At 45.6% G+C, this 26587-nt stretch carries 27 protein-coding genes; 12 read left to right on the top strand and 15 right to left on the bottom strand.

What is annotated here, in order from left to right:
- Positions 1-26: 26 nt before the first annotated feature.
- The 7 genes from LY387_RS17945 to LY387_RS17915 all read right to left on the bottom strand — a co-directional run bounded on the left by LY387_RS17945 (position 27) and on the right by LY387_RS17915 (position 6175).
- The gene (locus tag LY387_RS17945) at positions 27-476 is read right to left on the bottom strand and encodes a PTS sugar transporter subunit IIA (protein WP_234497166.1); all 450 of its coding nucleotides are present in this window, start codon (positions 474-476) and stop codon (positions 27-29) included.
- A complete protein-coding gene (locus tag LY387_RS17940) occupies positions 473-1729 on the bottom strand; it encodes a PTS ascorbate transporter subunit IIC (protein ID WP_128648996.1) in 1257 nt (418 codons plus the stop codon). The genes LY387_RS17945 and LY387_RS17940 overlap by 4 nt, the downstream gene beginning before the upstream one ends.
- A gap of 12 nt (positions 1730-1741) precedes the next feature.
- Positions 1742-2011: a PTS sugar transporter subunit IIB gene (locus LY387_RS17935; RefSeq protein ID WP_128648995.1), complete on the bottom strand. Its 270-nt coding sequence runs from the start codon at positions 2009-2011 to the stop codon at positions 1742-1744.
- 291 nt (positions 2012-2302) lie between these two features.
- Positions 2303-2773: a hypothetical protein gene (locus LY387_RS17930; RefSeq protein WP_234497783.1), complete on the bottom strand. Its 471-nt coding sequence runs from the start codon at positions 2771-2773 to the stop codon at positions 2303-2305.
- Between the two features lie 135 nt (positions 2774-2908).
- Positions 2909-3886 carry a helix-turn-helix transcriptional regulator gene (locus tag LY387_RS17925; protein WP_234497164.1) on the bottom strand — a complete coding sequence of 326 codons (978 nt, stop codon included), beginning with the start codon at positions 3884-3886 and terminating at the stop codon, positions 2909-2911.
- Positions 3887-4053: 167 nt separating this feature from the next.
- Positions 4054-5082 carry a DUF1254 domain-containing protein gene (locus LY387_RS17920; RefSeq protein WP_234497162.1) on the bottom strand — a complete coding sequence of 343 codons (1029 nt, stop codon included), beginning with the start codon at positions 5080-5082 and terminating at the stop codon, positions 4054-4056.
- Positions 5083-5227: 145 nt separating this feature from the next.
- Positions 5228-6175 carry a LysR family transcriptional regulator gene (locus LY387_RS17915; RefSeq protein ID WP_234497160.1) on the bottom strand — a complete coding sequence of 316 codons (948 nt, stop codon included), beginning with the start codon at positions 6173-6175 and terminating at the stop codon, positions 5228-5230.
- A gap of 169 nt (positions 6176-6344) precedes the next feature.
- Here LY387_RS17915 and LY387_RS17910 point away from each other — a divergent pair, with 169 nt between their 5' ends.
- The gene (locus tag LY387_RS17910; protein WP_234497157.1) at positions 6345-6977 is read left to right on the top strand and encodes a flavin reductase family protein; all 633 of its coding nucleotides are present in this window, start codon (positions 6345-6347) and stop codon (positions 6975-6977) included.
- Here LY387_RS17910 and LY387_RS17905 read toward each other — a convergent pair.
- The 3 genes from LY387_RS17905 to LY387_RS17895 form a co-directional block, all read right to left on the bottom strand.
- Positions 6974-7714: a DNA-binding transcriptional regulator YciT gene (locus LY387_RS17905; RefSeq protein WP_234497155.1), complete on the bottom strand. Its 741-nt coding sequence runs from the start codon at positions 7712-7714 to the stop codon at positions 6974-6976. The genes LY387_RS17910 and LY387_RS17905 overlap by 4 nt on opposite strands.
- A gap of 277 nt (positions 7715-7991) precedes the next feature.
- Positions 7992-10415 (bottom strand): formate C-acetyltransferase/glycerol dehydratase family glycyl radical enzyme, encoded by a 2424-nt coding sequence (locus tag LY387_RS17900; RefSeq protein WP_234497153.1) that lies wholly within the window; start codon positions 10413-10415, stop codon positions 7992-7994.
- A 5-nt stretch (positions 10416-10420) separates the two neighbouring features.
- Positions 10421-11320, bottom strand: a complete 900-nt coding sequence (locus LY387_RS17895) for a glycyl-radical enzyme activating protein (RefSeq protein WP_234497151.1) — start codon at positions 11318-11320, stop codon at positions 10421-10423.
- Between the two features lie 190 nt (positions 11321-11510).
- Between LY387_RS17895 and LY387_RS17890 the strand changes: the two genes are divergently transcribed.
- Complete coding sequence (locus tag LY387_RS17890; protein WP_234497150.1) at positions 11511-12185, top strand: fructose-6-phosphate aldolase; 675 nt, start codon at positions 11511-11513, stop codon at positions 12183-12185.
- Positions 12186-12248: 63 nt separating this feature from the next.
- Here LY387_RS17890 and LY387_RS17885 read toward each other — a convergent pair whose 3' ends face one another.
- Positions 12249-12779, bottom strand: a complete 531-nt coding sequence (locus tag LY387_RS17885) for a dihydrofolate reductase family protein (RefSeq protein ID WP_234497148.1) — start codon at positions 12777-12779, stop codon at positions 12249-12251.
- A 100-nt stretch (positions 12780-12879) separates the two neighbouring features.
- Here LY387_RS17885 and LY387_RS17880 point away from each other — a divergent pair, with 100 nt between their 5' ends.
- The 8 genes from LY387_RS17880 (at position 12880) to LY387_RS17845 (ending at position 19901) form a co-directional block, all read left to right on the top strand.
- Complete coding sequence (locus LY387_RS17880) at positions 12880-13464, top strand: TetR/AcrR family transcriptional regulator (protein ID WP_234497147.1); 585 nt, start codon at positions 12880-12882, stop codon at positions 13462-13464.
- 34 nt (positions 13465-13498) lie between these two features.
- Entirely contained in the window at positions 13499-14713 is a 1215-nt protein-coding gene (gene lhgO, locus LY387_RS17875; protein ID WP_234497146.1) for an L-2-hydroxyglutarate oxidase, read from the top strand.
- A 78-nt stretch (positions 14714-14791) separates the two neighbouring features.
- Complete coding sequence (locus LY387_RS17870; RefSeq protein ID WP_234497145.1) at positions 14792-15262, top strand: GNAT family N-acetyltransferase; 471 nt, start codon at positions 14792-14794, stop codon at positions 15260-15262.
- Between the two features lie 5 nt (positions 15263-15267).
- Positions 15268-15687, top strand: a complete 420-nt coding sequence (locus LY387_RS17865; protein ID WP_128648688.1) for an N-acetyltransferase — start codon at positions 15268-15270, stop codon at positions 15685-15687.
- Between the two features lie 67 nt (positions 15688-15754).
- Entirely contained in the window at positions 15755-16924 is a 1170-nt protein-coding gene (locus LY387_RS17860) for a MalY/PatB family protein (RefSeq protein ID WP_234497144.1), read from the top strand.
- Positions 16925-16936: 12 nt separating this feature from the next.
- Positions 16937-17620, top strand: coding sequence for a DNA alkylation repair protein (locus tag LY387_RS17855; protein ID WP_234497143.1), 684 nt, complete (start codon positions 16937-16939; stop codon positions 17618-17620).
- Positions 17621-17698: 78 nt separating this feature from the next.
- Positions 17699-18739: a metal-dependent hydrolase gene (locus LY387_RS17850; RefSeq protein ID WP_234497142.1), complete on the top strand. Its 1041-nt coding sequence runs from the start codon at positions 17699-17701 to the stop codon at positions 18737-18739.
- 190 nt (positions 18740-18929) lie between these two features.
- Positions 18930-19901, top strand: coding sequence for a calcium/sodium antiporter (locus LY387_RS17845; RefSeq protein ID WP_234497141.1), 972 nt, complete (start codon positions 18930-18932; stop codon positions 19899-19901).
- 91 nt (positions 19902-19992) lie between these two features.
- Here the strand turns inward: LY387_RS17845 and LY387_RS17840 are convergent, their stop codons facing one another.
- The 4 genes from LY387_RS17840 to LY387_RS17825 all read right to left on the bottom strand — a co-directional run bounded on the left by LY387_RS17840 (position 19993) and on the right by LY387_RS17825 (position 25116).
- Positions 19993-20256 (bottom strand): hypothetical protein, encoded by a 264-nt coding sequence (locus LY387_RS17840; RefSeq protein WP_128648690.1) that lies wholly within the window; start codon positions 20254-20256, stop codon positions 19993-19995.
- A 522-nt stretch (positions 20257-20778) separates the two neighbouring features.
- Complete coding sequence (locus LY387_RS17835) at positions 20779-22104, bottom strand: LssY C-terminal domain-containing protein (protein ID WP_234497139.1); 1326 nt, start codon at positions 22102-22104, stop codon at positions 20779-20781.
- A gap of 44 nt (positions 22105-22148) precedes the next feature.
- Positions 22149-22877 (bottom strand): glycosyltransferase family 2 protein, encoded by a 729-nt coding sequence (locus LY387_RS17830; protein WP_128648719.1) that lies wholly within the window; start codon positions 22875-22877, stop codon positions 22149-22151.
- 220 nt (positions 22878-23097) lie between these two features.
- Positions 23098-25116 (bottom strand): acetoacetate--CoA ligase, encoded by a 2019-nt coding sequence (locus tag LY387_RS17825; RefSeq protein WP_419153461.1) that lies wholly within the window; start codon positions 25114-25116, stop codon positions 23098-23100.
- A gap of 223 nt (positions 25117-25339) precedes the next feature.
- Between LY387_RS17825 and phhA the strand changes: the two genes are divergently transcribed.
- Together phhA and LY387_RS17815 are read left to right on the top strand one after the other, a co-directional pair.
- On the top strand, positions 25340-26131 hold the full coding sequence (phhA, locus tag LY387_RS17820) for a phenylalanine 4-monooxygenase (protein ID WP_234497134.1): 792 nt from the start codon (positions 25340-25342) through the stop codon (positions 26129-26131).
- Positions 26124-26459 carry a 4a-hydroxytetrahydrobiopterin dehydratase gene (locus LY387_RS17815; RefSeq protein ID WP_234497131.1) on the top strand — a complete coding sequence of 112 codons (336 nt, stop codon included), beginning with the start codon at positions 26124-26126 and terminating at the stop codon, positions 26457-26459. The genes phhA and LY387_RS17815 overlap by 8 nt, the downstream gene beginning before the upstream one ends.
- The last annotated feature ends 128 nt before the right edge of the window (positions 26460-26587 follow it).

Below are 26587 nucleotides of genomic sequence, written 5' to 3'. Positions count from 1 at the left end.
CAAGGGCTTTGTTTTTTGTTTCGAGATTAGTATTTCTTCAGAATCTCGATGATTGCAGCTTCACTCTCAGCAGCGATAATGGCTTCAACGTCATCATCGTTTTGGAACAGTTCAGCTAACGCCATAATGGTTTGAATGTGGCTGTCTGAATCCATTGCCGCCAGTGTGATTGAGAAGTAAACGTCACCGTTATCTTCTGATTCTAAATCGACACCATTTTTGAATACTGTTACCTGAAGCGCTGCTTCGTTAACACCGTCTTCTGGACGAGCGTGTGGCATTGCAATTTTAGGAGCCAGTACGTAGTACGCACCGATTTCTTTATGCTTCGCCTTGATTGCTTCAAGGTAGCTAGCTTCTACTTTACCTTGCTCTAATAGCTTTGAGCAGGTGATGTCGAGTGCAGCGTCGACAGACAAGTTTTCTTCGTTACAGATAACAATGCCGTTATCGCCAATTAGATTAAAAATACTCATTGAACAATCCAACCTAGAATCAGACCAACTACACCGAAGTCGAAGTCAGCAAATGTTGTTGCTTCAAGACCAAGTCCACCTAGAACTGGTAGTAGTAGCATCGGTAGGAACGAGATACATAGACCTTGAACAAATGCACCAAGGATTGCACCGCGTAGACCACCCATCGCGTTACCATAAACACCTGCAGCACCACCTACGAAGAAGTGAGGTACAACACCTGCTACGATGATTGTCCAGTCAAAAGCACCTTGGATACCCATAGATACTAGGCCTGCAGCGAATGAAGATAGGAAACCAATCAATACCGCGTTAGGCGCTACTGGGAACACCATAGGACAATCTAGAGCTGGCTTCGCACCTGGTACAAGCTTGTCAGAGATGCCTTTAAATGCTGGAACGATTTCCGCAATCAACATTTTCACACCTTGAAGAACGATGTAAACACCACCTGCGAATACCAGAGATTGCATGAAGGTAAATACTACCCAGTTCTGACCGCCAGATACGCTTTCTACGAACTCACCGCCAGCGAAGATAGATGCAATCATAAAGAAGATTGCCATTGTTGTTGCAACTGCAACTGGCGTATCACGTAAGAACATTAGGCTCTTAGGTACGTTGATCTCTTCTGTTGATTTTGATGGGTCACCAAATTTGCTGCCCACATAGCCTGCGATTAAATATGAAAACGTTGAGAAGTGACCCATAGCAAGCTGGTCAGTACCCATTACTTTCACGGTATATTTTTGTGCAAGAGCAGGCATGATTACCATTAGAGAACCAACGATAATTGAACCCATTGCAACTAATGCTGCACCTTGGATCTCCGCAGTAGATAGGATTACCGCCACCAACATTGACATGAACATGGTGTGGTGACCTGTAAGGAAAATAAACTTCAATGGCGTGAAACGAGCCAAAAGAATATTAACCAAGAATGCGAAGAACATAATTAATGCCATTTCATAACCGAAAGCTTCTTGTGCTAGAGCAACAATTGCTTCGTTATTTGGAATAACACCACTTACGCCAAATGCTTCTGTAAATACAGTTGAGAAATTATTTAGTGCGCCAACAAGAGCGCCAGCACCAAAACCTAAAATTAGGAAACCCATTACGGTTTTAATTGTGCCTTTAAGAATAGTCGATACGTCAGCTTTCTGGGCAATTAAGCCCACGAAAGCTATAAGACCTACCATGATTGCGGGCTCTTTTAATAAGCCCAGCATAAACTCGAAGAAATTTTGCATTACATCTTTTCCTTACATGAATTTTTTCAATTGTTCTTCGATAGAAGCTTTATCAAAAATATTCGCAAGGCTAACAATGTTCTCTTTACCAGCGTCAGCTAATTGGTTAGCAACGTCAGTCGCAGCAACCCAAATATCAGCAGTACTTGACGCTGCAGATGATAGATCTTCATGATCAACTTCGGCATCCAGACCAATTTTACCTACTACTTCCTTAACGGCCATTTCCATCATTAGTGAAGTACCAAGACCATTTCCGCATACAACCATAATCTTTTTCATATCATCATTCTCATGTGAGTTTATAGGGGAGGAAGGGTTTTCCTCGCTATTGGATGGTACAAATCATATCCAAACTGACCAAAACAACAATAGACCTGCGTCACAAAACCAAATTGACCTTGTGACGCAGGTCGCATTAATTTGAGTTAAAGTCCCAAATTAGGGGGCTTTAACTCTTTAGTGTTATGGCCCACAGAGAAGTATAGGAAAGGAGTGAGGTATTTGTAGTTTAAATGGAAGGCTTGTAATTAATATTTTGTGCTATGAATATAATGGCAGTGCAGTAAATGATTATTTACCATAGTCAGTAAGCATCTTTTTGAGTAGCTTGTTAACATCTTTGGTTTTCTTATTTCTCTTAGTAAGTGCACTCAAAGAAGTCGGTAGTTTAGGTTGGTCGTTGTCGATCTCTTCATCATTGATTTTTTCACGAAGTTTTTGCACGGCAGGACGAAGCATGCGAATTTCTTCACCGTCTTCAGTTTCTAATAGAATAACATTTTCAGATTCGACTTGAGTAATCGTTAGCATTCCATGTTTTGGGGATAATACCGTCTCTCCAACCATGGAAGATTGAATGGGTGCTGCACGATCGCTAATTTGCCCGCCACGTAATTTTGACGCGGTAGTAGAGCGAATATTACCGGTGTTCTCAAATGCGACAATGACGGTATGCGTATTGTAATACTCTACAACGGTAACATAACCATGAGATTTAGTTTCGAACCTAGCGCCTATTTGCATATCGTGTGGCGCATCCATTTTCTTTATTTGCATTTACAATCCAGAGTACAACTTCGCAAGTTCAACCTATTAAGTATACACACTCAAGAATTTTAAAGAAATATTCTAGGTACATGTTGACGCTAAACACTGTTACTTTTGGTAAAGCTAGCCCTAGATATGGCGAAGTGCAATGCGTGATGGTGCCAGTCCTGTAATGCGCTTAAACGACCTTGAGAACTGAGATACGCTGGCAAATCCAACATTGACCGCTACCCTCGAAACCGCTTCACCCTTTTGTAACTGCTCTAGTGCAATGTCAGCAATGAGGTTATCTCTTAGCTGTCGAAAAGTGATGCCATGCTGACTCAAGCGCCTTTGCAGTGTGCGCTTACTCACCTCGATAATCTGAGCTGCTCGCTCTAAGTCAAACTTAAGCTCAAGGACATAAGGTCGAAGGGCGCTGTAGGTTTGACTGATGACGTTGTAGTGCATACCGTAGTCTTCTTCATCCTCGTCCCTTTGCGTATTTGAGATAGACACAGGTTGCGATAGCATTGCTGATTCAATGACCACACCAGACGTCTCACGTGCCTGAATAAATTGAATTTGGTGGGGGAAACACCCAATCACATCACTGCAAGATTGCGATTGAATGTGCACTTGTTTGGGAAGCCACTTTGATTGAGTGACAGCCTGAATGAGTTCGACCATAGTCCATAATGAGAAAACTTCTGACCAAATAAACGCTGAGTCCTCACCTGTGTTTGCTTTGTAGCGCGTGAAGATGAAATTTTCTCCATACCGGCTCAATGATATCTGTGACTGTGGTATTTGAGCTTGAATTAACAGAATAAGATTGCGTACTGCCTGCTCAACAGTTTCGCAATTATTTAGCTCAGCAAGGAGTGCTGGGACAATTTGAGTGCGTAGTACCCGTCGAATGATTGAGGTTCCTTTCTCTTCTCCTAGTTCTTGATAGGTCAATTCTAGCAACCTAAATAGTGCACGTAGTGGCAAGAATGTAGATTCTGTCTGCTGATAATCACTAGGAAGACCAGAAGCCGCGACCATATCGCTAACATCAATACCTTGCTGTTTTAAGTGTGACAGAATGCTGGTGGCATAATCACTATAAACGACTGGGAACATGAGAGTCTCCTCGAGGTGGTGTGTTAGGTTGTGTGGTTAATATAATTAACCGAGATGTGCTTTAGAAATGATAGGTTTGGATAAAGGATATGTGCGAACTGTATATCTGCAGTTTATCAAAGAGTTATGAGGTGAGAATGGTAATCGCATTCTCACCTGTTTGTCGCCTATGATTTGATAACGGTTTTCTCTGGAGCAATTTCACCGTTCATTACCTTCTGGCTCACTCCGTAATAGCGCACCGTAAATGAGAAATCTTGTCCGTTGGTATCTATGTTGTTGATGGCATTCGAGCCACAGTTAAAAGACACAGTGACCGTGCCGTCGCCATTCGTTACCCAATCGTTTGATGAGATATGGTTAGCCCCAGCAATAAGGTAACGAGACTCATCGTAAGGTGTTATCGAGGTAAAGTATTTTGACTCGGGTTCCTCAAACGTTGTAGTTTGGCACTGTTCCGCGTCAAGCATGACAGAGTTGGTGTACAGGTTCGCGACATTAACCTCTGGCGATGAACCGCCCCAGCCATTGGCGTTCTCCAAGTTCCACTGATGCAAATCCGTCACTTCTTTAGAGGTGCGAGGGAAGGTATAAGCAAATACTTGTCCCTGTGTTTCGGCAGTGAGGGTAGACGTCCACGCTTCGACTTCTTGATAGTCGTAGTTTTTCACTTCATAAGTGCCGAAATTGAGTGTATCTGTTTCGATCTTATCTTGAGCTGTGCGTGCTGCTTCTAGCCCTTTTTCTGTGCCTGTACGATAGATGAGAAATGCATAATCTGTTTCAATCGCCGCGGTATATGAACCCTCACCAACGACGTAATGTTCACCGTGACCGCCTTCGTTCACAACCTGCACCGCCATATAAACGTCAGATTCTGGAATCTCAAATGTCACCATTCCGTCCACTGCCTCAACGACTGCAACAGAGTATAAGGTGTCGTCATTCATCTGGACTGTTGGTGCGTCTTTACCTCTCGGAGGCAGGTTACGCATGTGCGTGATGTGTTGGTTTGCACCAAGCGCTACCCAGTTGCGATAGTTACGAGCGGTTTCCGCATGAGCGTAATTTTGCTCAGTGATCTCTATAGTGCTAGAGGTTTGATTTGCAGTCTCGGTGGATGTTGTGCTGCAAGCGGTGAGCGCAAAACCAAGGCCAAGGGTTGAACAAGTAATGAGTGATTTCTTGAAAGTCATAGCTATCTCCGAAGTGGATTCATCGTCACTATTAACTCGCCCTGTATTTAATAGCGTTGCTTGTTGATGAATAGCTTACGAAGATAGCCCTATCTATTCCAATGATATGCACTTATAGCTGATATGCTTGAGGTGCATATCATGTTTAAGTAGTTGAAATTCTCTCGGACAATGAATCGACGACAAGCTGCTTAAACCAACGATGAGCTGGGCTACTTTCCGTTTTGCGGTGTTCAATCAGATACAAGCCGACATAGTAGTCGTCACGATTAAATGCCTTAATCACTTGCAGATCTTCGTGGTTAAGTAGGTCGTCCGCTAACGCATGGCTTGAAATCATTAATCGGTCCGTACCTGTGAGAGAATCCAAAAGCGTGGAAAGCTGTCCGGACTTCAGAGCTATGGTGCGACTCTGACCTTGTCTAGCTAACTCTACATCGATTGGGTTTAGGTAATTGTGATTAGAGCGAACATCCAGGGATAGATCGACAAATTGATAGTTAAGGCAGTCTTCTATGGTGATATCGGTATGTTGCGTTAAAGGATGAGTTCGAGAGCCATAGATAACAGGGTAGGTACTACCGATCTTTTGGAATTGATACTCATCACTTTGAGGTGGCTCTTCAACATGAATCGAAAAGTCGACCTGTCCATCTTTCAGCAATTGAATCGGTTCGCGTGATGAGGGGTACTCTTCTAACGTGACCTTAGGTGCAACGTCTTTAAGCGCCCTAGCTAAAGGCGCGGTTAGAAATCGACTCATCAATGGGGGAACGGATAAACGAAAAGCACGTTCACATTCGAGAGGGGAGAAACTGAGCCCATTCAATAAGGTGTCTATAGAGAGCAGAATACTATCCAGCGATGCTTCAAGCTCAAGTGTCTTCGCTGTGGGCTGCAATCCATTGGATTCACGGTAGAACAGTGGATCGTCAAACAGATCTCTGAGTCTGGCAAGCGTTCGGCTCATTGCTGGTTGAGACAAATAAAGCTTCTCAGCAGCACGAGAGACGTTGCGCTCTTTAATTAGCACACTAAGGGAGACGAGTAAGTTTAAGTCAATTCGAGACAGTTCTTGTTCAAGGGTTTTCATCCGCTCACTCCATAAACACACTTATTACCACAAAGCATATCACTATATTGGCAAAGTGCATGGCATTAATAATTAATCCAGTGTTGGCTTGAGATGGGCATCACGGTGATCGAAAACCACTGAGTTTGAGTAACTTATATCAATATTCCGCTAATCCAGGTATCGACACATGCATGTTACTCATCAAGATATACTTAATTTAGAAGACCGCTATAGAGCTAACTTCGTTAATAGCTTATCAGGCTTTAAAAGTGCCAATCTCATAGGCACTGCAGATCATGAAGGGAACACCAATTTAGCCATTGTGAGTTCGGTATTTCATTTGGGTGCTAACCCTCCATTAATCGGAATGATTTCAAGACCCCACTCAGTCGCTAGAGATACGCTAGAGAACATTCAGTCAGTGGGTGAGTACACAATCAATCACGTTAACAATGATATCTGGAAGCGAGCGCACCAGACGTCGGCACGCTACCCAAGAGAAGTTTCTGAATTTGAGGCGGTCGGATTAACACCTGAATGGCAAGAGGGTGTGCGTGCCCCTTTTGTTGCCGAGAGTCGGTTAAAGTATTCGCTTGCGCTAAAGAGCAGTCAAACTATCGACCTAAACGGTGTCGTATTGCTGATTGGAGAGATCACTAACCTGCATGTCGAGCGAGAGGCAATCGCTGAAGGCGGTTATATCGATATTGAATCACTAGGCAGTGTCGCTGTATCAGGTCTGGACAACTACCATGTGACAGACAGTTTGGGGAGGCTCACTTATGCCAAACCTCACACTAAACCAGAAATATTTGGCTAGCCGACAAAGACTTCAACACCTTTAGATTTCAAGTGTTCGAGCATGTCTTGAGGCGCAGCCTCATCTGTAATGAGCACAGAAATTTCGTTGGTGCTGCCGATTGAGGAGGGGAATATCTGACCAAATTTACTTGAATCAGTAAGTACAACATTACGACGCTTCTTGGCAAGTATGGTACTAGCGATATCGGCGCGCATCATATCTCGACTGGTAAAGCCAGTATCGATGTCAAAGCCGTCAATTCCTAAGAATGCGGTACTGAAGTGGATATTCTCAATGCAAAGCTTGGTCAGCGGTCCCACCAAGCTCTCCCCTTGATGCTGATATACCCCACCCAATAAAATGATGTTGGCAGACGTGTGGCGGATTAAATGAGCGATATAAGCTGATGGCGTGATAATGGTGACATCACCACGCTCGGCGAGCGTTCTCGCCAACAGAGCATTAGCACTGCCACCTTCAATCAGCACGGTTTCGTTTGGCGTTACAAGATCCGCCGCTTTATTCGCGAGTTGCTGCTTGATATCGAAGTGCACCTCAAGACGAGATTCAATATCATCACTTTGCAGCGCGACTGCGGCGCCATGAACGCGTTTGAGGTAACCGTTTTTCTCCAAGAAATTAAGGTCTTGACGAATAGTGACGCCAGACACACCTGTCAGTTCAGAAAGCTCGCTGACTTGCACTCTGGTTCTGTCGTTGACGAGGTTAAGGATTTCAGATTGTCTGGAGTTCATAGTTAGTCCTTGGGGAGCAGGGGTTTGAGTTTTATGGTGTGGATTGGTGATCGCTTTGAGTAGATCCCTGCCTGCGCAGGGATGACGCCATTTTTGGAGATGCTAGTAATTAGCCTCGTCATTCCTGCGCAGGCAGGAATCTTGCTGAGATCAACGCCATCTCTATCTAGCTTCTTCACCAAACCAAAAGAGAGCCATTATAGCTCTCTTTCATTTATGTTTCATTTGAAAGCTAAACTCTTCATAAAAAACTGCGAAGTGTAGCTGTTAGTTTCTATCAGAGTTCGTGCTCAGTACGCGCAATAATGTCGTCTTGGGCGTCCGGTGAAAGCGCCGTGAAGAAGGCAGAGTACCCCGCTACACGTACCACCAAGTCACGGTATTGCTCAGGGTTACGTTTCGCCGCGAGCAAGGTGTCTCTAGACACAATGTTGTACTGCACGTGCCAACCTTTATGGTGGTTGAAGAATGTACGAATCAACATGGATAGCTTGAGTTTGTCGCTTTCAGACGCCACGGCTGCTGGTGATAGTTTCTGATTAAGCAGTACACCACCCAAAATCTTGTCAGCTTGGATCTTACCGACAGAGTTGTATACCGCAGTCGGACCTAAGCGATCAGAGCCCGAAGATGGGCTTGCGCCTTCAGCTAGAGGTGTTGTTGCCTTTCGCCCGTCCGGCGTTGCCATAGTTGAAGCCCCAAACGGAACGTTTGCCGAGATACTAGACGTGCCCGCGTAGTACCCACCGCCGATTGGACCGCGACCGTGACGAGTATTGACGAAGTTGTTCAACTCATCGATATACACGCTGTATGCCTCAGCGAGTAGAAGGTCAACGGAGTCATCATCGTTGCCGTATTTTGGAGCGAAGTTAAGGATACGTTGACGAAGCTGTTCTTGCTCAGAGCCCTCGAAGTTTTCTTCTAGTGCTTTTGCTAGCTCAGGTTGGCTGATTTGTTTGTCTTCAAATACCAAGTGCTTGATAGCCGCAAGGCTGTTCCCTAGGTTGGCGATACCGACTTGCAGGCCAGATACCCAGTCATACTTGGCACCGCCTTCTTTCACCGTTTTGCCGCTCGGCAGACAGTTGTCTACTAACGATGAGCAGAAAATATCTTGCGCTTGATTCTCTAGGACGCTATCCACTACCGTGTCGATCTCAATCGATTTTCTTGCGTAGTAGCGAACTTGGTCTGCCCACGATGCCATGACTTCATCCATACCAGCAAAGTTACCCTTCGCCAGAGATTTGTCGTGTGGCAGGAAGCACTCGCCGGTTGTCGCGTCTTTGCCTTCATTTAGAGCGGCTAACAAGATCCGAGCAAAGTTGATAAAGCTCATACCTGTACAGCGATAGCCCCATTTACCAGGTACAGCTGTCTCGATACAACCAATTGAGGCATAGTTGTAGGCATCTTCACGCTCGACACCAAGCTTGATGAACTCCGGAATCACAATCTCATCATTATTGAAGGCTGGCATACCAAAACCACACTTGATGACTTCGATACAGCCCATCAAAAATTCTTGGTCTAGTCCTTCGTGGTATCTAACGCTTAGGTTTGGTTGAGTGGAACGAAGCTGCCCACAAGACTCCAGTATTGCCCAAGATAGCGGGTTTACCGCATCTACCGGGTTACCTTGGTTATCAAGCCTTTGGCCACCAATACAGACGTTTTGATAAAGCGGAGAGCCTGCTGACGCTTTTGAGTGAGCACCAGAGCGGATTTTGTTGACCTCGAGAAGCTTGAGCCAACAGCTTTGCAGTAGCTCAAGCGCAAACCCAAGTTCCAAAGTACCGTTGTAGATATCATTTACGTAGTAGTCGTTTAGGTATTGGTCCATACGCCCAAACGACACCGAGTGACCGTTCGACTCAATTTGCAGCATAAGCTGAACAAAATAACTGAGCTGAAGGGCCTGCCAGAAGCTCGTTGGCGCGTGATAAGCAATATGTTCACAGTTTGCAGAGATGGTTTCTAACTCGGCTTTGCGTTTCGTATTTTGCTCATTCTTTGCCATCTCAGAGGCTAACTCAGCAAAGCGCAGGATATGCTGTTGAATAGCACGCAGAACGATGTCGACCGACTTATAAAATTGCTCTTTTTTAAGCCCTTCGTAGGTTGAAATATCATTGCTTTGACGGAAGTCGTCAACTTCTGTAATGAGTCCATCAAGACCGAGCGCAAGGATCTTTTCATTGTCGACCGCTAAGTGTGCATCACCGGAGGTCATGTTGCCTTCCGCCTTGATAATCGTGGTCGCAAGAATGGCTTGCTGCTCTTGTGTGAACATACCGTAACAGCGATCTTGCACTGTCTTACCACGCCAGTAGGGAGTGAGCGAGTGAATAACTTCTTTGTCTTCTTCTGTTACCGCAAAGCCGGCACCTGGGCGATCCGCTAAATCATCAATCTCAGCTTCAATCCAACGCACAGTGTACTCTGGGAAGATAGGAGCAGCGCGAAGCTTACTTGCCTGGTTACCGACAATTAGCTCGTCATTATCAATCCAGATGGTACGCGTTCTAAGGTGTTCTTCGAGCGCAAGAGCGCGCTGAACGATTACCGGCTTATCTTCGTTTTCACGATAAGCTTTTGTGTAAGCAACGGCACGCTCAGTACAGATTGGTGGCGTGACAATGTTCACTAGTGCTTTCTTATGGTCTTGAATACGCTTTGGTAAATAGTTGAGTTCCATAGTAATTAACCTCGTACGATCACGTTCATATGCGAATACTGCTTAGCGTGCTGTTGCGCGTATTCAAGCAGTTCAGGGTTGTTCAGTGGTTTGTCTGCACATAAGTAAGGCATATCAAGCAGACGGTATTTGTTGATGCCCAAGGTGTGGTAGGGCAACAGGTGAATTTCGTTGCAGCTTTCAAGTGAAGCGGCAAAGTCGATAATGTCAGCAAGCTCAGCTTCGGTATCGTTAAATCCCGGTACTACAGGGACACGAATGACAATGCGTTTAGCGATTGGAGCGAGCTTTTGAAAGTTGGCTTTGATTCGTTTCAAAGAGCCTTGTGCCCACTCGAGAAACTTCTGTTCATTAGTGTGTTTAAGATCTGCTAGCCAGCAATCAATGTGAGGCGCAGCTTGTTCAACATTTTTCCATGGCACATGCATGCAGGTTTCGATAGCAGTATTGACACCTTGTTGCTGCAATTCGGTTGCGATTGACGTCACCAGATCCGATTGCATTAAAGGCTCACCACCTGAAAACGTTACGCCTCCACCGCTTTGATCGTAGAACGGCTTGTCTTTCATCAGCGTGTCAATGAGCACACCTTCTTGCGCTTCTTCGCCGCAGACGCTTAGCGCTTGTGTCGGACAGACATTTTTCAGCGCGATGATCTGCGCTTCATCCAGTTTCTGTCTGTTGATAGTGATGGTGTCTTTCGTTTTTTCAATTGAAGGGCAAACATCGACACAGGATGTACATTGCTCGAGGCAACTGCGCTCATCGAATAGTAACGAGTGCTTTGGGCTACGACTTTCAGGGTTCTGACACCATGGACACGCCAAGCTGCAGCCCTTTAAAAAAAGGATGCTGCGAATGCCATCGCCATCGTGAGTTGAAAATCTTTGTATGTTGAAGTACATGCTAGCCTCTCTCTAATTCGAATCTCACATTCTTCATAGGTTTCGTTTTTGGAAGTTCATTGCTTTCGATAAATGAAATTTAATGGTTTCATTTGAAGTTTGTTTTGATCAAGGTCAAGATCTGAAACATTCGCTGGATCTATATTGTTCACAACTTGAGATTGTTCAAAGAAAGGTCCGAGAGATAACTATGATTGAACTCTATTTAGATACAGCCGATGTAAATGAAACCGCTCGCTTTAACCAGTGTTTCCCATTAAAAGGTATTACAACCAACCCGACTATCGTTGCGAAATCAGGTACGGGTCTCACCGAGACGCTAAAGGCAATGTCTGACGTTTTAGGTAAAGAAGCTCGCTTTCATGCACAAGTCGTTAGTAAAGATGTCGCTGGCATGGTAGCAGAGGCAAAGATGCTTAATGAACTTCCTTACGATATGGTCGTGAAGGTACCGGCGACAGAGAAGGGTCTCGCTGCGATTAAGCTAATGAAAAAAGAAGGTATTCAGGTTCTCGCTACCGCGATTTACACCGCTCAACAAGGATTTATGGCCGCGCTATGTGGCGCTGATTATTTGGCACCTTATGTGAACCGTATCGATGCGATGAATGGTGACGGTGTGGCGGTTGTTCGTGATATCCAAACACTGATCGAGAAAAATGGTTTGCCAGCAAAAATTTTGGCAGCGAGTTTCAAGAATGTTCAACAAGCGATGGATGTTATGAAGCTAGGGATTGGTGCTATTACCTTGCCAGTAGATGTTGCAGCGCAGATGTTCTCTCATCCAGCGATTGAACCAGCGGTTGAACAGTTTGATAAGGATTGGAGTGGGGCGTTTGGGGGTAAGCTTTCATTTGAAAGTTAACTATTGTTCCATTACATGATCTTGTTGTCCCGGTTACGGTATCTGCAGCCGGGACCAATAGATCTAGACTCTCACAAATCGATTCTTAACGATACAATCGGCATACCTTTCCGCAGACTCATGCTTAAACTTCAGCGGCTTGTCTAGCTCACCGAATAGAGATATACCGCCACCAAGTAACACTGGAATTGTGCTAATAATCAGCTCATCAATTAGGTCTTCCCTCAAAAAGCTCTGAATGGTTTTACCGCCATCGATATAGAGATCTTGGTAGCCCTTTTGAGCAAGGTCTTCAACGATATCTTTGAGCTCACCGTTGACCAAAAACACTTTGCCCTCTAACCCTTTCGGTACTTCAGTCATTGTGTTGCTCAGTACAAAGACAGGCTTTGAGTAGGGCCAATCGCAGTCAAAACTCAATACGATTTCTAGTGTGTTTCTACCCATTACGAGTGCGTCAACTCTGTCCATGAACTCCGCGAAACCAAAATCCGAGCCCTCTGGATTTGGAATGTCATGCAACCATTCAACGCCGTTGTCTTTGTCGGCGATGTAACCATCGAGGCTGGTAGCAATGTAAACGATGTTAGCCATGGTGAGCTCCTAGTTCATATCAGAAAATGTGTTCAATTTAGCCTATCTTTGCTAAAATTCTACAGTGTAGAAATTAATTAAAGTTTAGCTAGGAATTCTTATGACTGTCAAGCTGAAGAAACGAGGACGCCCCGAAAAAGGGAAAGACGGACTGAGTCAAGAGCGTATTGTCGATACGGCAAAAGCTATGATGAAGGCAGACGGAAAGATCCCAAGCATCAGAGCGTTAGCGAAAGAACTTAATATCGATGCCATGGCGATTTATCACTATTTCAACAATAAAGATAGCGTCCTCGAGGCGGTTGCAATTTCTCTCGTTGAGGGAATTTACGAGCCAACTGGCACTACTCGATGGCAAGAGGAGGTGTCAGAGCTGGGCTGGAGTTATCTTAAATTGCTTGGTGAGTATCCGGGACTTCTGGAAACCTTGTTTAAGATGAAAAGCAGCGGTCCTGCAGACGTATTCATGTCAAGATTCAATGAGATTGTAGACGCTATCAATTTGACGATAAGTGAGCGCCAAAATGCTGTCAATCTACTCGCGGATTACTTACATGGCTTTGCCTTTTCAATGCAATTCTCTTCTGCCAGCGAAGAAGATAAACGCGCTATTTACCAAGGTTCGATATCTCTTTATTTGAAAGCAGTGACGCCGACACTTTCTTGTGCGAAAAACAGAGAGTAAGGTATTAGAAACAGGACATTTCACAGGGGATGTGATGACAGAGCTTTATGACTATATCGTTATTGGTGGTGGTATTGTTGGGGTATCGACGGCTTGGCAACTACAGCAGAGGCATCCTGGTGCTCAAATAGCCATTGTAGAAAAAGAGTCGACGCTGGCGGCGCATCAGACAGGTCATAATAGCGGAGTGATTCATGCCGGAGTCTATTATCAGCCGGGAAGCCTTAAAGCTGAGTTTTGCCGCAGAGGTGCTGAGGCAACGAAACGATTTTGCGACGAGTACGGTATAGCGGTCGAAAACTGTGGAAAGCTGCTGGTGGCGACCAATGAGATCGAAAAGCAACGAATGGAGGCTTTGTACCAGCGCTGTCACGATAACCAAATCGATGTCGAGTTGATTGATGAAGATGAGCTCCGAGATATGGAACCAGCGATCAGCGGCTTGGGTGCCATTAAGGTTCACTCGACCAGTATTGTTGACTATCGGCTAGTCACTGAAAGGATGGCGCAGGCGTTTACCAAGTTGGGTGGCAAACTTTACCTATCAAGTCGTGTTACCGATCTCACCGAGCATAAAGAGCGTGTGGAGGTCGAATGTGTATCGAGTTCATCTAAATCGATATTGAAGTGCAAACAGCTCATTGTGTGTGGCGGGCTAATGGCTGACCGCCTCGCGACGATGATCGGTATAACACCAGACTTTCAAATTATTCCCTATCGCGGTGAATATTACCGCCTAGCGGCGCGTCACAATCAAATCGTCAAGCATTTGATATATCCAATTCCAGATCCCGAATTGCCGTTTCTGGGTGTTCATTTAACCAGGATGATTGACGGCTCTGTGACGGTTGGGCCTAATGCCGTTCAAGGCTTTAAACGAGAAGGTTATGGTGACTTCAATGTCAGTCTCGAAGACACGTTACAAATGCTTCGTTTTAAAGGTTTTTGGAAAGTAACGGCCGCTCATTTCAAAACAGGATTAACAGAGTTTAAAAACTCTCTCTGGCGCCCTGGCTATTTGCAGTTAGTGCGTAAATACTGCCCATCAATAGAAATGCATGACCTAGAGCCTTATCCTGCGGGTATCAGAGCGCAAGCGGTGATGTCTGATGGACGGCTAGTGCATGACTTTCTCTTCGCTGAAACGCCTCGCAGTCTTCATGTTTGTAATGCACCATCCCCAGCAGCAACCTCGGCGATTCCCATTGGGCAGTATATTTGTGAGAAAGTAGAAGCGAAGACTTGTTGAGCTTTGGCTGTCAATCTTTGGTAATGAAACTACTACATACTGCTTGGTTGAAGACAGTTTATAGATAAGCCAAACACAATGATGACCAACAATCCAACCTTAAACATCCGTCTAGCAAATCAGCAAGATCTACCTTTCATTTTACCGCTTTTCTGGGATGACAAACCCGAGTTGAAGCAAGCATGTCATGGCGAGATAACCGATGACATGCAAGCTATTTTCGAGTTGTTCGAGCACTCAAGCGATCATTTTCTTTACGTTGCGACGTTAGACAATGTGGTAGTTGGCACATTACAGCTGAGTTTTATTCCTCAATTTACTTACAACGGTGAAATACGAGCTAATATTGAAGGCGTGTTTATCGCTAATAACGCACAAGGACAAGGAGTCGGCGCGGCGCTAGTGAAGTTTGCCATCGAACAATCGAGACAGAAAGGCTGTAAGATCGTTCAGCTGGTAAGCAATCAAGTCAGAGAAAGGGCGCATCGCTTTTATGAGCGACTTGGGTTTGAAAAGAGCCATTTTGGATTCAAATACTACATGGAATAGGACCGATGATCAGAGAGTACACCGACGCAGATACCGAGAGCATACTTAAGGTTTGGCTGGCCGCTTCTGTAGAGGCCCATGACTTTGTTGAGCCTATGTTTTGGCATCAGAAGCTTGATGATATGCGTGAGCAATATCTCCCTAACTCAGAGACTTATGTGTTTGAACAAGCTGGCAGGGTGGTCGGGTTTTACTCCCTCGTCGATAAACAACTTGCCGCATTGTTTGTTGAACCTCAGCTACAAGGTGGCGGCATAGGTATGAGTTTGTTATTAGATGCGAGGCGTAAACGCGATGCCTTGTCACTTTGTGTCTACAAAGATAACTGCCGTGCCATCGGCTTCTACCATCGCTGTGGCTTCACTATCGTTGATGAATCAACCGACCCTCATACGGGGCACTTGCAATTAACTATGTCGAGTTAAGCCTCTAGCTCTTTTTAAATCAGGCGTTTAAACTGGTTTGCATTGTTAGCTAGAGCGAAGACAGACCATGTTTGATTTTGATGAGATTGTAGAGCGTAGAGGAACCCACTCGGCAAAGTGGGATGAAATGGAAGCGAGCTTTGGAGTGTCTGCGGACGATGGTCTACCCATGTGGGTCGCGGATATGGACTTCAAAGCGCCGTCTGAAGTTAACCAAGCCCTTCTCGATGCGGCAGCGAATGGTGTGAATGGTTATTACGGTGACGACTCACGCTATAAGGCATCTGTGGTTAATTGGATGCAAAAAAGACACAACTGGGAAGTATCACCGGAGTGGATCCTAACCTGTGCTGGTCTTGTTCAAGGCACGGCTCTGTGCGTTCAAGCTTATACTGAACCGGATGACGGCGTTATACTCTTTACGCCTGTTTATCATGCGTTTTCGCGGGTAATCAAAGCCAATCAGCGTGTCGTTGTTGAAAGTCCGTTGGTTGAGAACCAAGGCCGCTACGAAATGGATATAGCGGGGCTTGAAGCAAACTTAAAAGGCCATGAAAAGCTCGTTATCTTATGCTCTCCTCATAATCCAGGCGGACGTGTTTGGAGTAAGGAAGAGATCCGAGAAGTCGCGGACTTCTGTCATCGCCAAAAACTGGTATTGGTTGTTGATGAAATCCACCATGACCTCGTTTTCCCTCCTCACCAGCATACCGTTGCTACTCTGGCCGCTCCCGAGCATGAGCAAAACATGGTCATTCTGGCTGCGACAACCAAGACATTCAATATCGCCTCGGCGCTAACAGGCGCTGCGATTATTCCGAATACAGAGCTTCGCGAAAAGTTTCAATTTGTACTCAACGCTGCCGGTATCGGACCTAACCGAATTGGCATGTTGATGGCAACAGCGGCTTATGAACATGGTGAAGCGTGGTTGGACGCATTGGTCGATTATCTTGATGAGAATCGCCGTTTATTTGACGAGGGCGTCAATAAGATTAAAGGCTTAAAATCAATGCCTTTGGAAGCAACCTATCTCTCTTGGGTCGATTTTTCTGAAACTGGGCTGACTTCCGACGAAGTCATTGGCAAAGTGCAGAGTGAAGCTAAGATCGCGGCGAACCATGGATCGAGTTTCGGTTTAGGTGGTGAGCAGTTCCTTCGCTTTAATCTGGCGACACCGCGTTCAAGAGTGATTGAAGCTGTTGCAAGATTACAACGAACCTTTGCTAGCGAGTGATAGGAAACAGCGATGCATGTTTGGAATAGCGAGGTGACAGAGGCACTCATCCCTCTCAGAAATAGTGAAAACGCTGCCTTTATGAAGGCATACATGAGAGATCAGTATGAGTTCTTTGGAATCCAAGCGGGGCCTCGACGAGAGGCTCTAAAGCCGTTGTTTTTGAAAGGGAAGATGCCCAGCCTTGGTGAGCTTTCAGAGGTAGTTGATGAGCTTTGGATACTGCCTGAACGAGAGTATCAACTTGTGGCGATTGATCTCCTAATTAAACAAAAGAAAGTCTTACCGAGCTCGTTTTTGGGGCATGCAGAGCGTTGGATCACGACAAAAGCTTGGTGGGACACGGTTGATATGCTAGCGACTCACATTGTCGCGAGCTTGTTTCAGCGCTTTCCTGTTGAGGCCGCGAGCTTTATCCAAAAGTGGCGCGAAAGTGACAATATTTGGCTAAGACGAACGGCAATTCTCTATCAGCTTAAGTTCAAGCAAAACACTGACGAAGCACTGCTGTTTGATATCATCGGCGAGAACCTCGATGATAAAGAGTTCTTCATTCAAAAAGCAATTGGGTGGAGTTTACGTGAGTATTCGAAAACTGAGCCAGCAGCAGTAGTTCAATTCATTGAGTCACAAAAAATCGAAGGGTTAGCGAAGCGTGAGGGGCTTAAGTGGCTCAAAGCCAAAGGAAAATTATAAGTCGTTTGTGGTCGTTTAGTTCGCACTTACGTAAACAAAAGCAATCAGTTTAATTCACCAAGGACACAAAGAAACCCAATGGATTCAGTAACCCAAGCCGCATTAGGGGCAACCGTAGCGGGAGCGATTGCAGGCAAGCGATGCAATGCCAAAGTTTTATTAACTGGCGCGGCACTTGGTACGCTGCCCGATTTAGATGTCGTCATTGACTATGGTGATGCGGTGAGTAATACCATTAAGCATCGTGGCTTTACCCACTCTTTGTTGCTCATTCCCATTTTTTCACTTTTTGTATCTTGGCTCTATTGCCGTCTTAGACCTGATGCGTTTTGGTCGTTTAAACGAGTCTTTGCTTTAGTTCTCAGTGTGCTGGTTACACATGTCGCAATAGATGCGATGACCACGTATGGCACTCAGTTGCTGTGGCCACTGCCCGGTTACTTTGAAGTAGGTAATGTGTTTATTATCGACCCGCTTTACACCATACCTCTGCTTATTGGTATTGTCGTTGCGTTGTTTTCCAAGCGTGTGGGTGGGCGTTGGTGCCAGGGCGTTGTTTTAGTATCGAGCTTGTATCTCTTGTGGGGCTTTGCAGCCCAGCAGGTCATCGCCAACCGAGTCGAGGAAAACCTCGCAGCACAAAACATTAGCAATGACCAAGTATTAATCACACCGTCACCATTTAACACTCTACTTTGGCGCGTTGTTGTCGTTGAAGGTGATCAGTATTTCGAGGGGCTAGCATCTCTGCTTGATTCTGATAGTCAAATTGACTTCATTCAGCGTTCGCGTGGCGAGTGGCCTCTCGAGAGTAAGCCGCAGACTCTCATTGGCTTAGAAGCCTTTTCACATGGGTTTTTGGGATATCGCCAAGATGGAGAAAAGCTGATTGTGTCTGATCTTCGGTTAGGTATGGCGGATAGCTTGGCGTTTGAGTTCGTTTTCGCTAAAGCCACGGCCGACTCAAAATGGCAGTTATTGGAGGCTCCGACTCGCTATCCTAGTGAGCGTAGCCTTGACCAAATTTCCATGCTTTGGGAGCGAATGTTGGGTGACCAAGGGATTGGTGCCAACTTACAGAGAGTGGCTTACAACAAGGCACGCGAGCATCAAGAGTAATCGACAAGGTCCTACCTTGTTTGGTAACCAAAAGAACGAGTCTTTGAGGGCTCGTTTTTTGTCGCCACGATAAAAATCATTATTTGACGAAGCGAATCATGTAAGTTCACTATTCCCGTCCTAAAATTGTCACTGGAGACAGTGACTTGCTTGTCAAACATACACATCTTTCCCTACTGAGGACACAGATATGACACTTGCCGCATTGGCGATTCTGGTTGGTTTTATCTTATTGGTTTGGAGTGCAGACCGATTTGTCGATGGTGCTGCGGCAACGGCGAGTCACGCTGGGATGCCTCCGCTACTGATAGGTATGGTCATTGTTGGTTTTGGTACCTCTGCACCAGAGATGGTGGTGTCAGCGATGGCGGCGGCAGAGGGGAACCCAGAGCTTGCTTTGGGTAATGCGTTAGGCTCAAACATTGTTAACACTGGCCTTATCTTAGGTGTTACTGCAGTGATCGCACCGATTATGGTGCAATCCGTGATTGTTAAGAAAGAGCTACCATTACTGTTCGCTATCAGTCTATTGCTTGGTGCATTACTTTGGAATGGTGTGCTAGGACGCGGTGAAGCGGCGATTTTACTTATTGGCTTTTTCAGCTTAATAAGCTGGAGCATTTATTCTGGAATCAAGGGTAAAGGCGACCCACTAGAAACCGATACCGAGCAAGAGCTGCAAGAGAAGACGATGTCGTTAGGGAGGGCGATATTCTGGTTGGTACTCGGCCTTGTACTGCTGGTAGTCAGTTCACGCATTCTTGTATGGGGAGCGGTGGCGATAGCTCAATCCCTTGGCATCAGTGACCTTATTATTGGTCTAACCATAGTGGCGCTTGGTACATCGCTACCAGAGTTAGCGGCTTCCATCGCGGCAGCACGTAAAGGGGAGCATGATATTGCCATCGGTAACGTCGTGGGATCCAATATGTTTAATATTCTAGCTGTCGTTGGTATTGCAGGTATGATCTCACCAATCGCGAGCGTGCCTGAAGCGGTATTATCTCGTGACTGGCTAGTGATGATGGCGATGACAGTGGCGCTGTTCTTTATGGCTTATGGATTTGGTCGCCAAGGCCGAATCAATCGAGTTGAGGGTGCGCTGCTGTTAGCCGGTTACAGTGCATACAACATTTGGCTTGTTCTATCAGTAACGGCGTAGCAGTTCGAACATAGATGGAGAGGTACGTGACTCAACGTTAGTTTTGAGTCACGTACTTGATTAGCGAAACAGGAAAGCTCGCCTATCGAAATTAATCGTCTTCTTTTCTTCTACTCTGCTGTCGAATGTAATCGCCAAACTCGTACTTTCTTTCTTGATGTCCAATCTGGTATAGCTCTGTCTCTGTTCGCTGCTGTGAGTAGCTAGACGCTTTCATTGAGCCTTTACCGACGCGAAGCATGTTTTCTACTACACGTTTGAAGAAACGGTCGATACGACGACCATACATTTGTAGAACACCGAGCATACTGCAAAAACTCATAGCTAGGGCGACCGTCCAGTGAATTTCTATCATGCCAATCCTCCACAATGGGAAGAGAGAGCTGAAAAAGAGTGTTTGAAACAGGATTGGGAAGATAGTTGTCTTGTTACTATGTCATTATGTTGAGCGAATTTAGAATGATATGACTTAGTATGAAGAACGGTTCGCGTACTGCGTGGAAAGGATGGAACAAGCGCATTTAATTGGAAGAAAGAAAGGATCGCATGCTGTGCCGGTGGCGCTGCAGGCTGTGGGCGCGTTGAGTTGCGCAGTTGGTTTGGATCGCTTGTTGATGCGAAACGGGCCAAAGTGATCATGGATTTTTATACCTTTATTATTTGAGCTGACTTTACAAAAACTTGGAAGGTCTTTGCTGAACGTGAATATAAGGTATGCGGCTTTGTAACATCAATGTGTCTGAAATTAGTTGATACAATCAGTCACAGAGCTAAATGCTAATTAACGAACCGTCGATGTTTGACACGGCTAATTAATATATTTCGCGCTTCTAAACAAATCGACGGATGACATCTAAATATCAGTAACTTAGCTCATTTATGATTGTGGGCTCATGGTAATAAATGTAATACTTTCAGGTGGTTGCAGGTTGTTTACATAAGAGGCTTGTTCAGAAACTACAAGCACATGGCCATCTGTAAAGTAGTCGTGTTGACTGTTGTTCTTCGTTACAGAAGCAAGCTGAATGTTTTCCGCGTTCCATCGGTCATTCAATCTGAATACGTCGGTTTTTAACTGCTCTCGTTCAACGTCGACATCGGGCGAGATAGAGTGCAGTACGGTAACAATTCCTCCATAGGGTGTTAACTTAAGCCCGTCATCGTAGCTTAATGCGCCAACCCAAACGGGTTGTTTGGTTTGAGCATCAATACCCGCATACCACCATCGTATGTGTGAGCGATGAGTCAGTGTCCCTGGTAGCTGAAAAGCGAAATGCTGAGGCTGACCATTCCAAAGCAAGTCAGAGACGGGCGGTGTGCGCTGCTGTAGTAGAGAAACATAATCTGCTAGCTCAATATCACTGCGAGAGAAGGTTTTATTTTGAATCCAACCTAACTCGTCCATTAGCTTGACTGGTGATTCTCCTAAATAAACCACGTTAAGGGCCTGTGCTGCGTATAGTGTCGACTGTCCTGCGTAGACTTTGTAATCAAGCTCAGCAAGGTTTACTTCAACGTTTTGTGTTTGTGTAAGCGGCACAACGGCGTCATCACTCCACCAGAAAAAATGCGAGTAGTTGAGTGCTAATGCACCCGCGAGAAATAGACTTGACGCTTTTAGCCAGGAGTAGCGCCACTGCTTCTTGATGCCAAAGTAGAGCAGAGTAAGTGAAACCAACGTCAGCCCTAGCGTATACTTATGCTCAGACACAAACGTCGCGGCTTCACCCAGTATCGGCACATTGTCTACACCCGCTGCCAATAGAAAGCCCCAAGTAACAAACTGACCAACACCTAAGACAAGCCCAATAAGCGCATAGGCAGAGAACTTACTCCATCGGATATGACTAGCACCTGCCATAAAGGGCACTACCCACGCGATTGGTCCCAGTAGGCGTGCAAAAGCGATCACCCAAAAGGCGTTACGATTAATCAGTAAGCGGCAGCGTGCTAATGGGCGACGGATTTTAGGTTGCCAGCGCATCAAAGATTTTTGGGCGCGGAATCCATAACGACGTCCAATTAGAAAACTGAGTTGGTCGCCAGTTAGACCTCCTAACAGAACCGCAAACACAGCTAAGTAGGCACCAGAATAGAGCTGATAGCCTGCTGCAATCATGAAAGGCTCGCCTGGCACGACGAGGTTTGGTCCGATAAGTGCATCTAACAGCGATCCAAAAAACAGTCCTAATGTTTCAAACATATCCAATCCTTACCTAGCTTGCTTGTTACAAATTTGCGCTAGCATTACTGCTGCTGATAATGTCCAAACTTGTATTCCATCTCGTTGTTGCGCATTTCACCAAACATGAAACGGCGAACGTTCGCTTTTAGGTAGGTAAAGCCCATTTTAAAGAAGCCATCTTGCTCAAGACGACGCGGATCGAACTGGAAGCTCATTGGTAAGAATCGAAAACGCCATGTTTGTGCAGCCTTCTTAACATAGTGGCAATCCTCGCAAAGTACGATCTCTTCGTCGAAACCACCGATCTCTTGGTGCACTCGTTTGGTTGAGAAAATGCACGCGCCAACCGCAGTAGGGAAGAAGAACTGAGTAGCAAATAGTCCGGCGTTGAAAAGACCGTAGCCAGCTTTGTAAGCGGGGGCGAGTTTGCGTGAGCCCATGTAAACACCCGCAACTTCGAGCTTTTCTTCTTCAAGTTTGTCGATAGCCTTTTGAAGAAAATCCTTATCTAACCGAACGTCCGCATCCAAGAACAGTAGGCGCTCATTTTTAGCCAGGTTTGCTCCTGTGTTTCGACCTAGGCTTACGCCACGATCAGACATTTGGTGTACCGTTAAACTAGGCAGTGCGGCGTGGTATTTTTCAGCAACTTCGCGGGTACGGTCATCACTGTTTGAGTCGACAACAATGACTTCAAAATCTTGATAGGTTTGACAGCTCAAATCGCTAAGAAGACGAGCAATACGTTTTTCTTCATTTAAGGTGATAACAACTACGCTTAGTGATTTCATCATTCTTTCCCTCTTGTCCGTGGGGTCAATCAGTTGATACAGATAGCCGCGTGATTCTTGAGTTGCGGCTGATTCGATGGAGCCAGTATGCTAGGGGGGCACTGAATGAAGAATGAGTGGGGAGTTCAGAATCAGTTCATCTAGATGAACGACGCGCTTTTCTATCGAAAAGCGCTTATGGAACAGAAGCCTAGGTACAATACGCAATGTGCACTAGGTGCTACACGCAATGTGCAAACTCGGCAACTTCGTCAAGAACGTGTGGGTTTGCAATTGCACCTTTGTTGTTAACTTCTTTACCATGCAGCACTTGTTTCACCGCAAGTTCCACCAACTTTCCAGACTTTGTTTTCGGTATTTCACTGATAGCATAGATTTCAGCAGGCACATGGCGAGGAGAGCAATGCCTTTTAAGCTGCTGCTTGATAGAATCGCGCAAAGATTCGTTGAGTACCGCTGCTGGTGAAAGCTGAACAAACAGAACGATTCTCTCGTCGCCAAGATGGGTTCGACCTACAGCAATAGAGTCTACGATATCATCAAGCTGGTTTACCTGCTGATAGATCTCCGCGGTCCCAATACGCACACCGCCTGGGTTAAGAGTGGCGTCACTGCGTCCAAAGAAACGCATCCCACCATTTACTGTTTTTAATACATCGTCACCATGACTCCAACACTGCTCAAAGTCAGCCCAATAAGCGTTGTGGTAGCGTTCACCGTCATCATTCCAAAAGCCAATTGGTTGATTTGGAAAGCTATTAAGACAAACGAGCTCGCCGCGCTCTTCTGAAACTGACTTTCCGTTAGCGTTGAACACGTTAACATCAAGACCAAGTCCTGGAGCTTGGCATTCTCCTCGATAGACGGGAGAGATAGGGTTACCAAGGACGAAGCAGCCACAAATGTCGGTACCGCCAGAAATAGAGGCAAGATGGAGATCAGATTTGATTGCCTGGTAGACATAATCAAATTGCTCTGGGTACAAAACAGACCCTGTTGAACAAAGGGTTTTGAGGTGGGTAAGTGCAAACTTATTATTCGGAATAAAACCGTTTTTCTCGATAGCTTCCAGATACTTAGCTGCAGTACCAAATAAGGTCACCGATGAACGCTCGGCCAAATCCCAAAGGACTTCTTCAGAGGGGTAAACGGGATTACCATCATAAATAACAAGCGTTGCCCCACTCGCGAGTGCAGACACATGCCAGTTCCACATCATCCAACCACACGTAGTGTAATAGAAAACTCGGTCATCAGAGCGAATATCACAATGTAGCTTGTGCTCTTTGAGGTGATTCAATGTGATACCACCAACGGAATGGACGATGCATTTTGGCTTCCCTGTGGTACCAGACGAGTAAAGGATAAACAGTGGGGAGTTGAATGCGACCCTATTAAAGCGAAGAGGCTGTTTTTTGTAGTGAGTAAAGATAGCGTTCCAATCGACATGGTTAGCCTTGTCTCTTTTAACGATCTCAGCGCTTTCCTTCAAAGGTTCCTGTTGACCCAAATGCTTATAGCCAATCGTGCAAATATGGGTGATCGAGTCGATCGCGTGACAGATGGCTTGATTCTTTTCATTCATTGAAAAGGACTTACCGCCAAACTGATACCCGTCGACGCCAAATAACACCTTAGGTTTTACCTGACCGAAACGCTCGATAACGCTCTCAGCACCAAAGTCGGGTGAAGTTGAGGTCCAAATTGCCCCAAGGCTTGTTGCCGCTAACATGGCAATGACGGCGTGAGGGGAGTGCGGCAAGTACCCCGCTACAACGTCACCTTCACCGATATTTACCTCGATTAGCCACTGCTGCATTTGTGACACTTGGTCTTGCAGTTCCCGCCATGAAAGCTCGGCAGCGTAGCCTTGCTCGTTTTGAAATATGATCGCAAGGCTCTCACCATTTTTGTCACCATAAGCGAGCAAGTTCTCAGCATAATTGAGCCGAGACTTCAAAAACCAGATGGTATCTCTTGCCGGTACCAATGCTCCCCATGCCGCGTCACCTAATGTCGCTATTGGACCTTGTTTTGAACCAATGACGCCACAGAAGTCCCAAACCCGCTCCCAGAACTGCTCAGCGTTGTCGAGGCTCCATTGGTGTAGCTTTTGATAATCGATGGGAGCAGAGCCTTCAAGATCGAGCTGGTTGATAAATTGTTGTAACAGGCTCTTGGTTGCTTTATTAGCATCAGGTATCCACATTGGCGGGTTTAGATTTGGGTGTGTTAACATTTTGCTTACACTCTTTGGGGTGTTGTTTTGATTCTAAGTTTTGGTTGTTTAGCTCGCGAAGTCAAACTTAATGGTGAATTTCAATTGATTGAATTTTCAATTAAAAAAGTACGAATGTAAATTTTATGTTACACCGCAAGCGTGCTGCAGGATCTACTGGGTTATTGTCAGCGAATACTCGAACACATAGGCTTTATGTAAAGAGTTTGTTAAGGGGAATGGCATGACTCAGTATGTATCTAAACCTGTGAATGAACAGGGATTAATTGATTGGAGTGAGGATGAGGATCGTATTTGGCACGATTTAGTCGCACGCCAATTGGATCTTGTTAAGGACAGGGCGTGTAAAGAGTACTTGCGCGGTCTTGAACTGCTCAATCTGCCGATAGATCGCGCTCCGCAGTTAACAGAGATAAATGATGTGCTAAAGCGAGAGACCGGTTGGCAAGTAGAGCCTGTCCCTGCGCTGATTGACTTCGATCGATTCTTCGCGCTTTTGGCGGCGCGTAAGTTTCCTGTCGCAACGTTTCTGCGCTCTAGAGAAGAGTTTGATTACCTCCAAGAGCCTGATTTCTTCCATGAGATTTTTGGTCACTGTGCAATGCTCACCGACCCAGACTTTGCTCAGTATACGCAGCACTATGGACAGCTTGGTTACCAAGCGGACAGTAAAGAGCGCGTATATTTGGCGCGGCTATATTGGTTTACGGTTGAATTTGGTCTAGTTGAGCAGAATGGTGATCTTAAGATATACGGCGGCGGTATTCTCTCATCCCCTGGCGAAACACTTTATGCCCTCGATGATGAGAGACCGCTTCGCCAAGCGTTTAATGTTGATAATGTGCTTCGAACACCCTATCGGATCGACATTATGCAGCCCACCTATTTTGTGCTCGACGACATACGACAACTTTATGAATTGAAACAACAAAACTTATCCCAAGATGTTGCTCGCGCAATGGAATCTGGGCTACTTCCTCCACTTTTTGAACCAAAGGACATAACACATGCTTAATGAGTTACGCTGTGAAGCCTGCAGCAGTGATGCAATTGCGCTTGGCAAAGACAAGCAACAACAGTTGCTGACAGAGTTAAACGACTGGCAAATTGTGGATCGTGATGGCATTCCGCAGCTAGAGAAGGTTTATAAGTTTAAGAACTTCAAGTTGGCTTGGGCATTTTCAAACCAAGTGGCGGAGCTCGCAGAAGATGAGTTTCACCACCCCTCTATACTGTTAGAGTGGGGTAAGGTGACCGTAACCTGGTGGAGTCACTCCATCAAGGGGTTGCATCAGAATGATTTTATCTGTGCGGCGAAATGTGATGCGATGATGGTTGATTAGAATCTATTTTTTCGACTAGTTGCTACAGTCATACTAATCAAAATCCCTGCCTTAGCGGGGATTTTTGCGTTTTAGGTGTACAAATAATTTGATAGGTAACCTTGCAAGAGGATAGCGTAACAAGAAAG

This window comes from Vibrio maritimus (assembly GCF_021441885.1).
Classification (GTDB): Bacteria; Pseudomonadota; Gammaproteobacteria; order Enterobacterales; family Vibrionaceae; genus Vibrio; species Vibrio maritimus_B.
Note: the sequence above shows the minus strand (reverse complement) of the source record. Positions and strands in the feature narration are given on the sequence as shown.

Coding starts and splice junctions, on each gene's coding strand:
- LY387_RS17945 (WP_234497166.1), bottom strand. CDS start 476: ATGAGTATTTTTAATCTAATTGGCGATAACGGCATTGTTATCTGTAAC.
- LY387_RS17940 (WP_128648996.1), bottom strand. CDS start 1,729: ATGCAAAATTTCTTCGAGTTTATGCTGGGCTTATTAAAAGAGCCCGCA.
- LY387_RS17935 (WP_128648995.1), bottom strand. CDS start 2,011: ATGAAAAAGATTATGGTTGTATGCGGAAATGGTCTTGGTACTTCACTA.
- LY387_RS17930 (WP_234497783.1), bottom strand. CDS start 2,773: ATGGATGCGCCACACGATATGCAAATAGGCGCTAGGTTCGAAACTAAA.
- LY387_RS17925 (WP_234497164.1), bottom strand. CDS start 3,886: ATGTTCCCAGTCGTTTATAGTGATTATGCCACCAGCATTCTGTCACAC.
- LY387_RS17920 (WP_234497162.1), bottom strand. CDS start 5,082: ATGACTTTCAAGAAATCACTCATTACTTGTTCAACCCTTGGCCTTGGT.
- LY387_RS17915 (WP_234497160.1), bottom strand. CDS start 6,175: ATGAAAACCCTTGAACAAGAACTGTCTCGAATTGACTTAAACTTACTC.
- LY387_RS17910 (WP_234497157.1), top strand. CDS start 6,345: ATGCATGTTACTCATCAAGATATACTTAATTTAGAAGACCGCTATAGA.
- LY387_RS17905 (WP_234497155.1), bottom strand. CDS start 7,714: ATGAACTCCAGACAATCTGAAATCCTTAACCTCGTCAACGACAGAACC.
- LY387_RS17900 (WP_234497153.1), bottom strand. CDS start 10,415: ATGGAACTCAACTATTTACCAAAGCGTATTCAAGACCATAAGAAAGCA.
- LY387_RS17895 (WP_234497151.1), bottom strand. CDS start 11,320: ATGTACTTCAACATACAAAGATTTTCAACTCACGATGGCGATGGCATT.
- LY387_RS17890 (WP_234497150.1), top strand. CDS start 11,511: ATGATTGAACTCTATTTAGATACAGCCGATGTAAATGAAACCGCTCGC.
- LY387_RS17885 (WP_234497148.1), bottom strand. CDS start 12,779: ATGGCTAACATCGTTTACATTGCTACCAGCCTCGATGGTTACATCGCC.
- LY387_RS17880 (WP_234497147.1), top strand. CDS start 12,880: ATGACTGTCAAGCTGAAGAAACGAGGACGCCCCGAAAAAGGGAAAGAC.
- lhgO (WP_234497146.1), top strand. CDS start 13,499: ATGACAGAGCTTTATGACTATATCGTTATTGGTGGTGGTATTGTTGGG.
- LY387_RS17870 (WP_234497145.1), top strand. CDS start 14,792: ATGATGACCAACAATCCAACCTTAAACATCCGTCTAGCAAATCAGCAA.
- LY387_RS17865 (WP_128648688.1), top strand. CDS start 15,268: ATGATCAGAGAGTACACCGACGCAGATACCGAGAGCATACTTAAGGTT.
- LY387_RS17860 (WP_234497144.1), top strand. CDS start 15,755: ATGTTTGATTTTGATGAGATTGTAGAGCGTAGAGGAACCCACTCGGCA.
- LY387_RS17855 (WP_234497143.1), top strand. CDS start 16,937: ATGCATGTTTGGAATAGCGAGGTGACAGAGGCACTCATCCCTCTCAGA.
- LY387_RS17850 (WP_234497142.1), top strand. CDS start 17,699: ATGGATTCAGTAACCCAAGCCGCATTAGGGGCAACCGTAGCGGGAGCG.
- LY387_RS17845 (WP_234497141.1), top strand. CDS start 18,930: ATGACACTTGCCGCATTGGCGATTCTGGTTGGTTTTATCTTATTGGTT.
- LY387_RS17840 (WP_128648690.1), bottom strand. CDS start 20,256: ATGATAGAAATTCACTGGACGGTCGCCCTAGCTATGAGTTTTTGCAGT.
- LY387_RS17835 (WP_234497139.1), bottom strand. CDS start 22,104: ATGTTTGAAACATTAGGACTGTTTTTTGGATCGCTGTTAGATGCACTT.
- LY387_RS17830 (WP_128648719.1), bottom strand. CDS start 22,877: ATGAAATCACTAAGCGTAGTTGTTATCACCTTAAATGAAGAAAAACGT.
- LY387_RS17825 (WP_419153461.1), bottom strand. CDS start 25,116: ATGTTAACACACCCAAATCTAAACCCGCCAATGTGGATACCTGATGCT.
- phhA (WP_234497134.1), top strand. CDS start 25,340: ATGACTCAGTATGTATCTAAACCTGTGAATGAACAGGGATTAATTGAT.
- LY387_RS17815 (WP_234497131.1), top strand. CDS start 26,124: ATGCTTAATGAGTTACGCTGTGAAGCCTGCAGCAGTGATGCAATTGCG.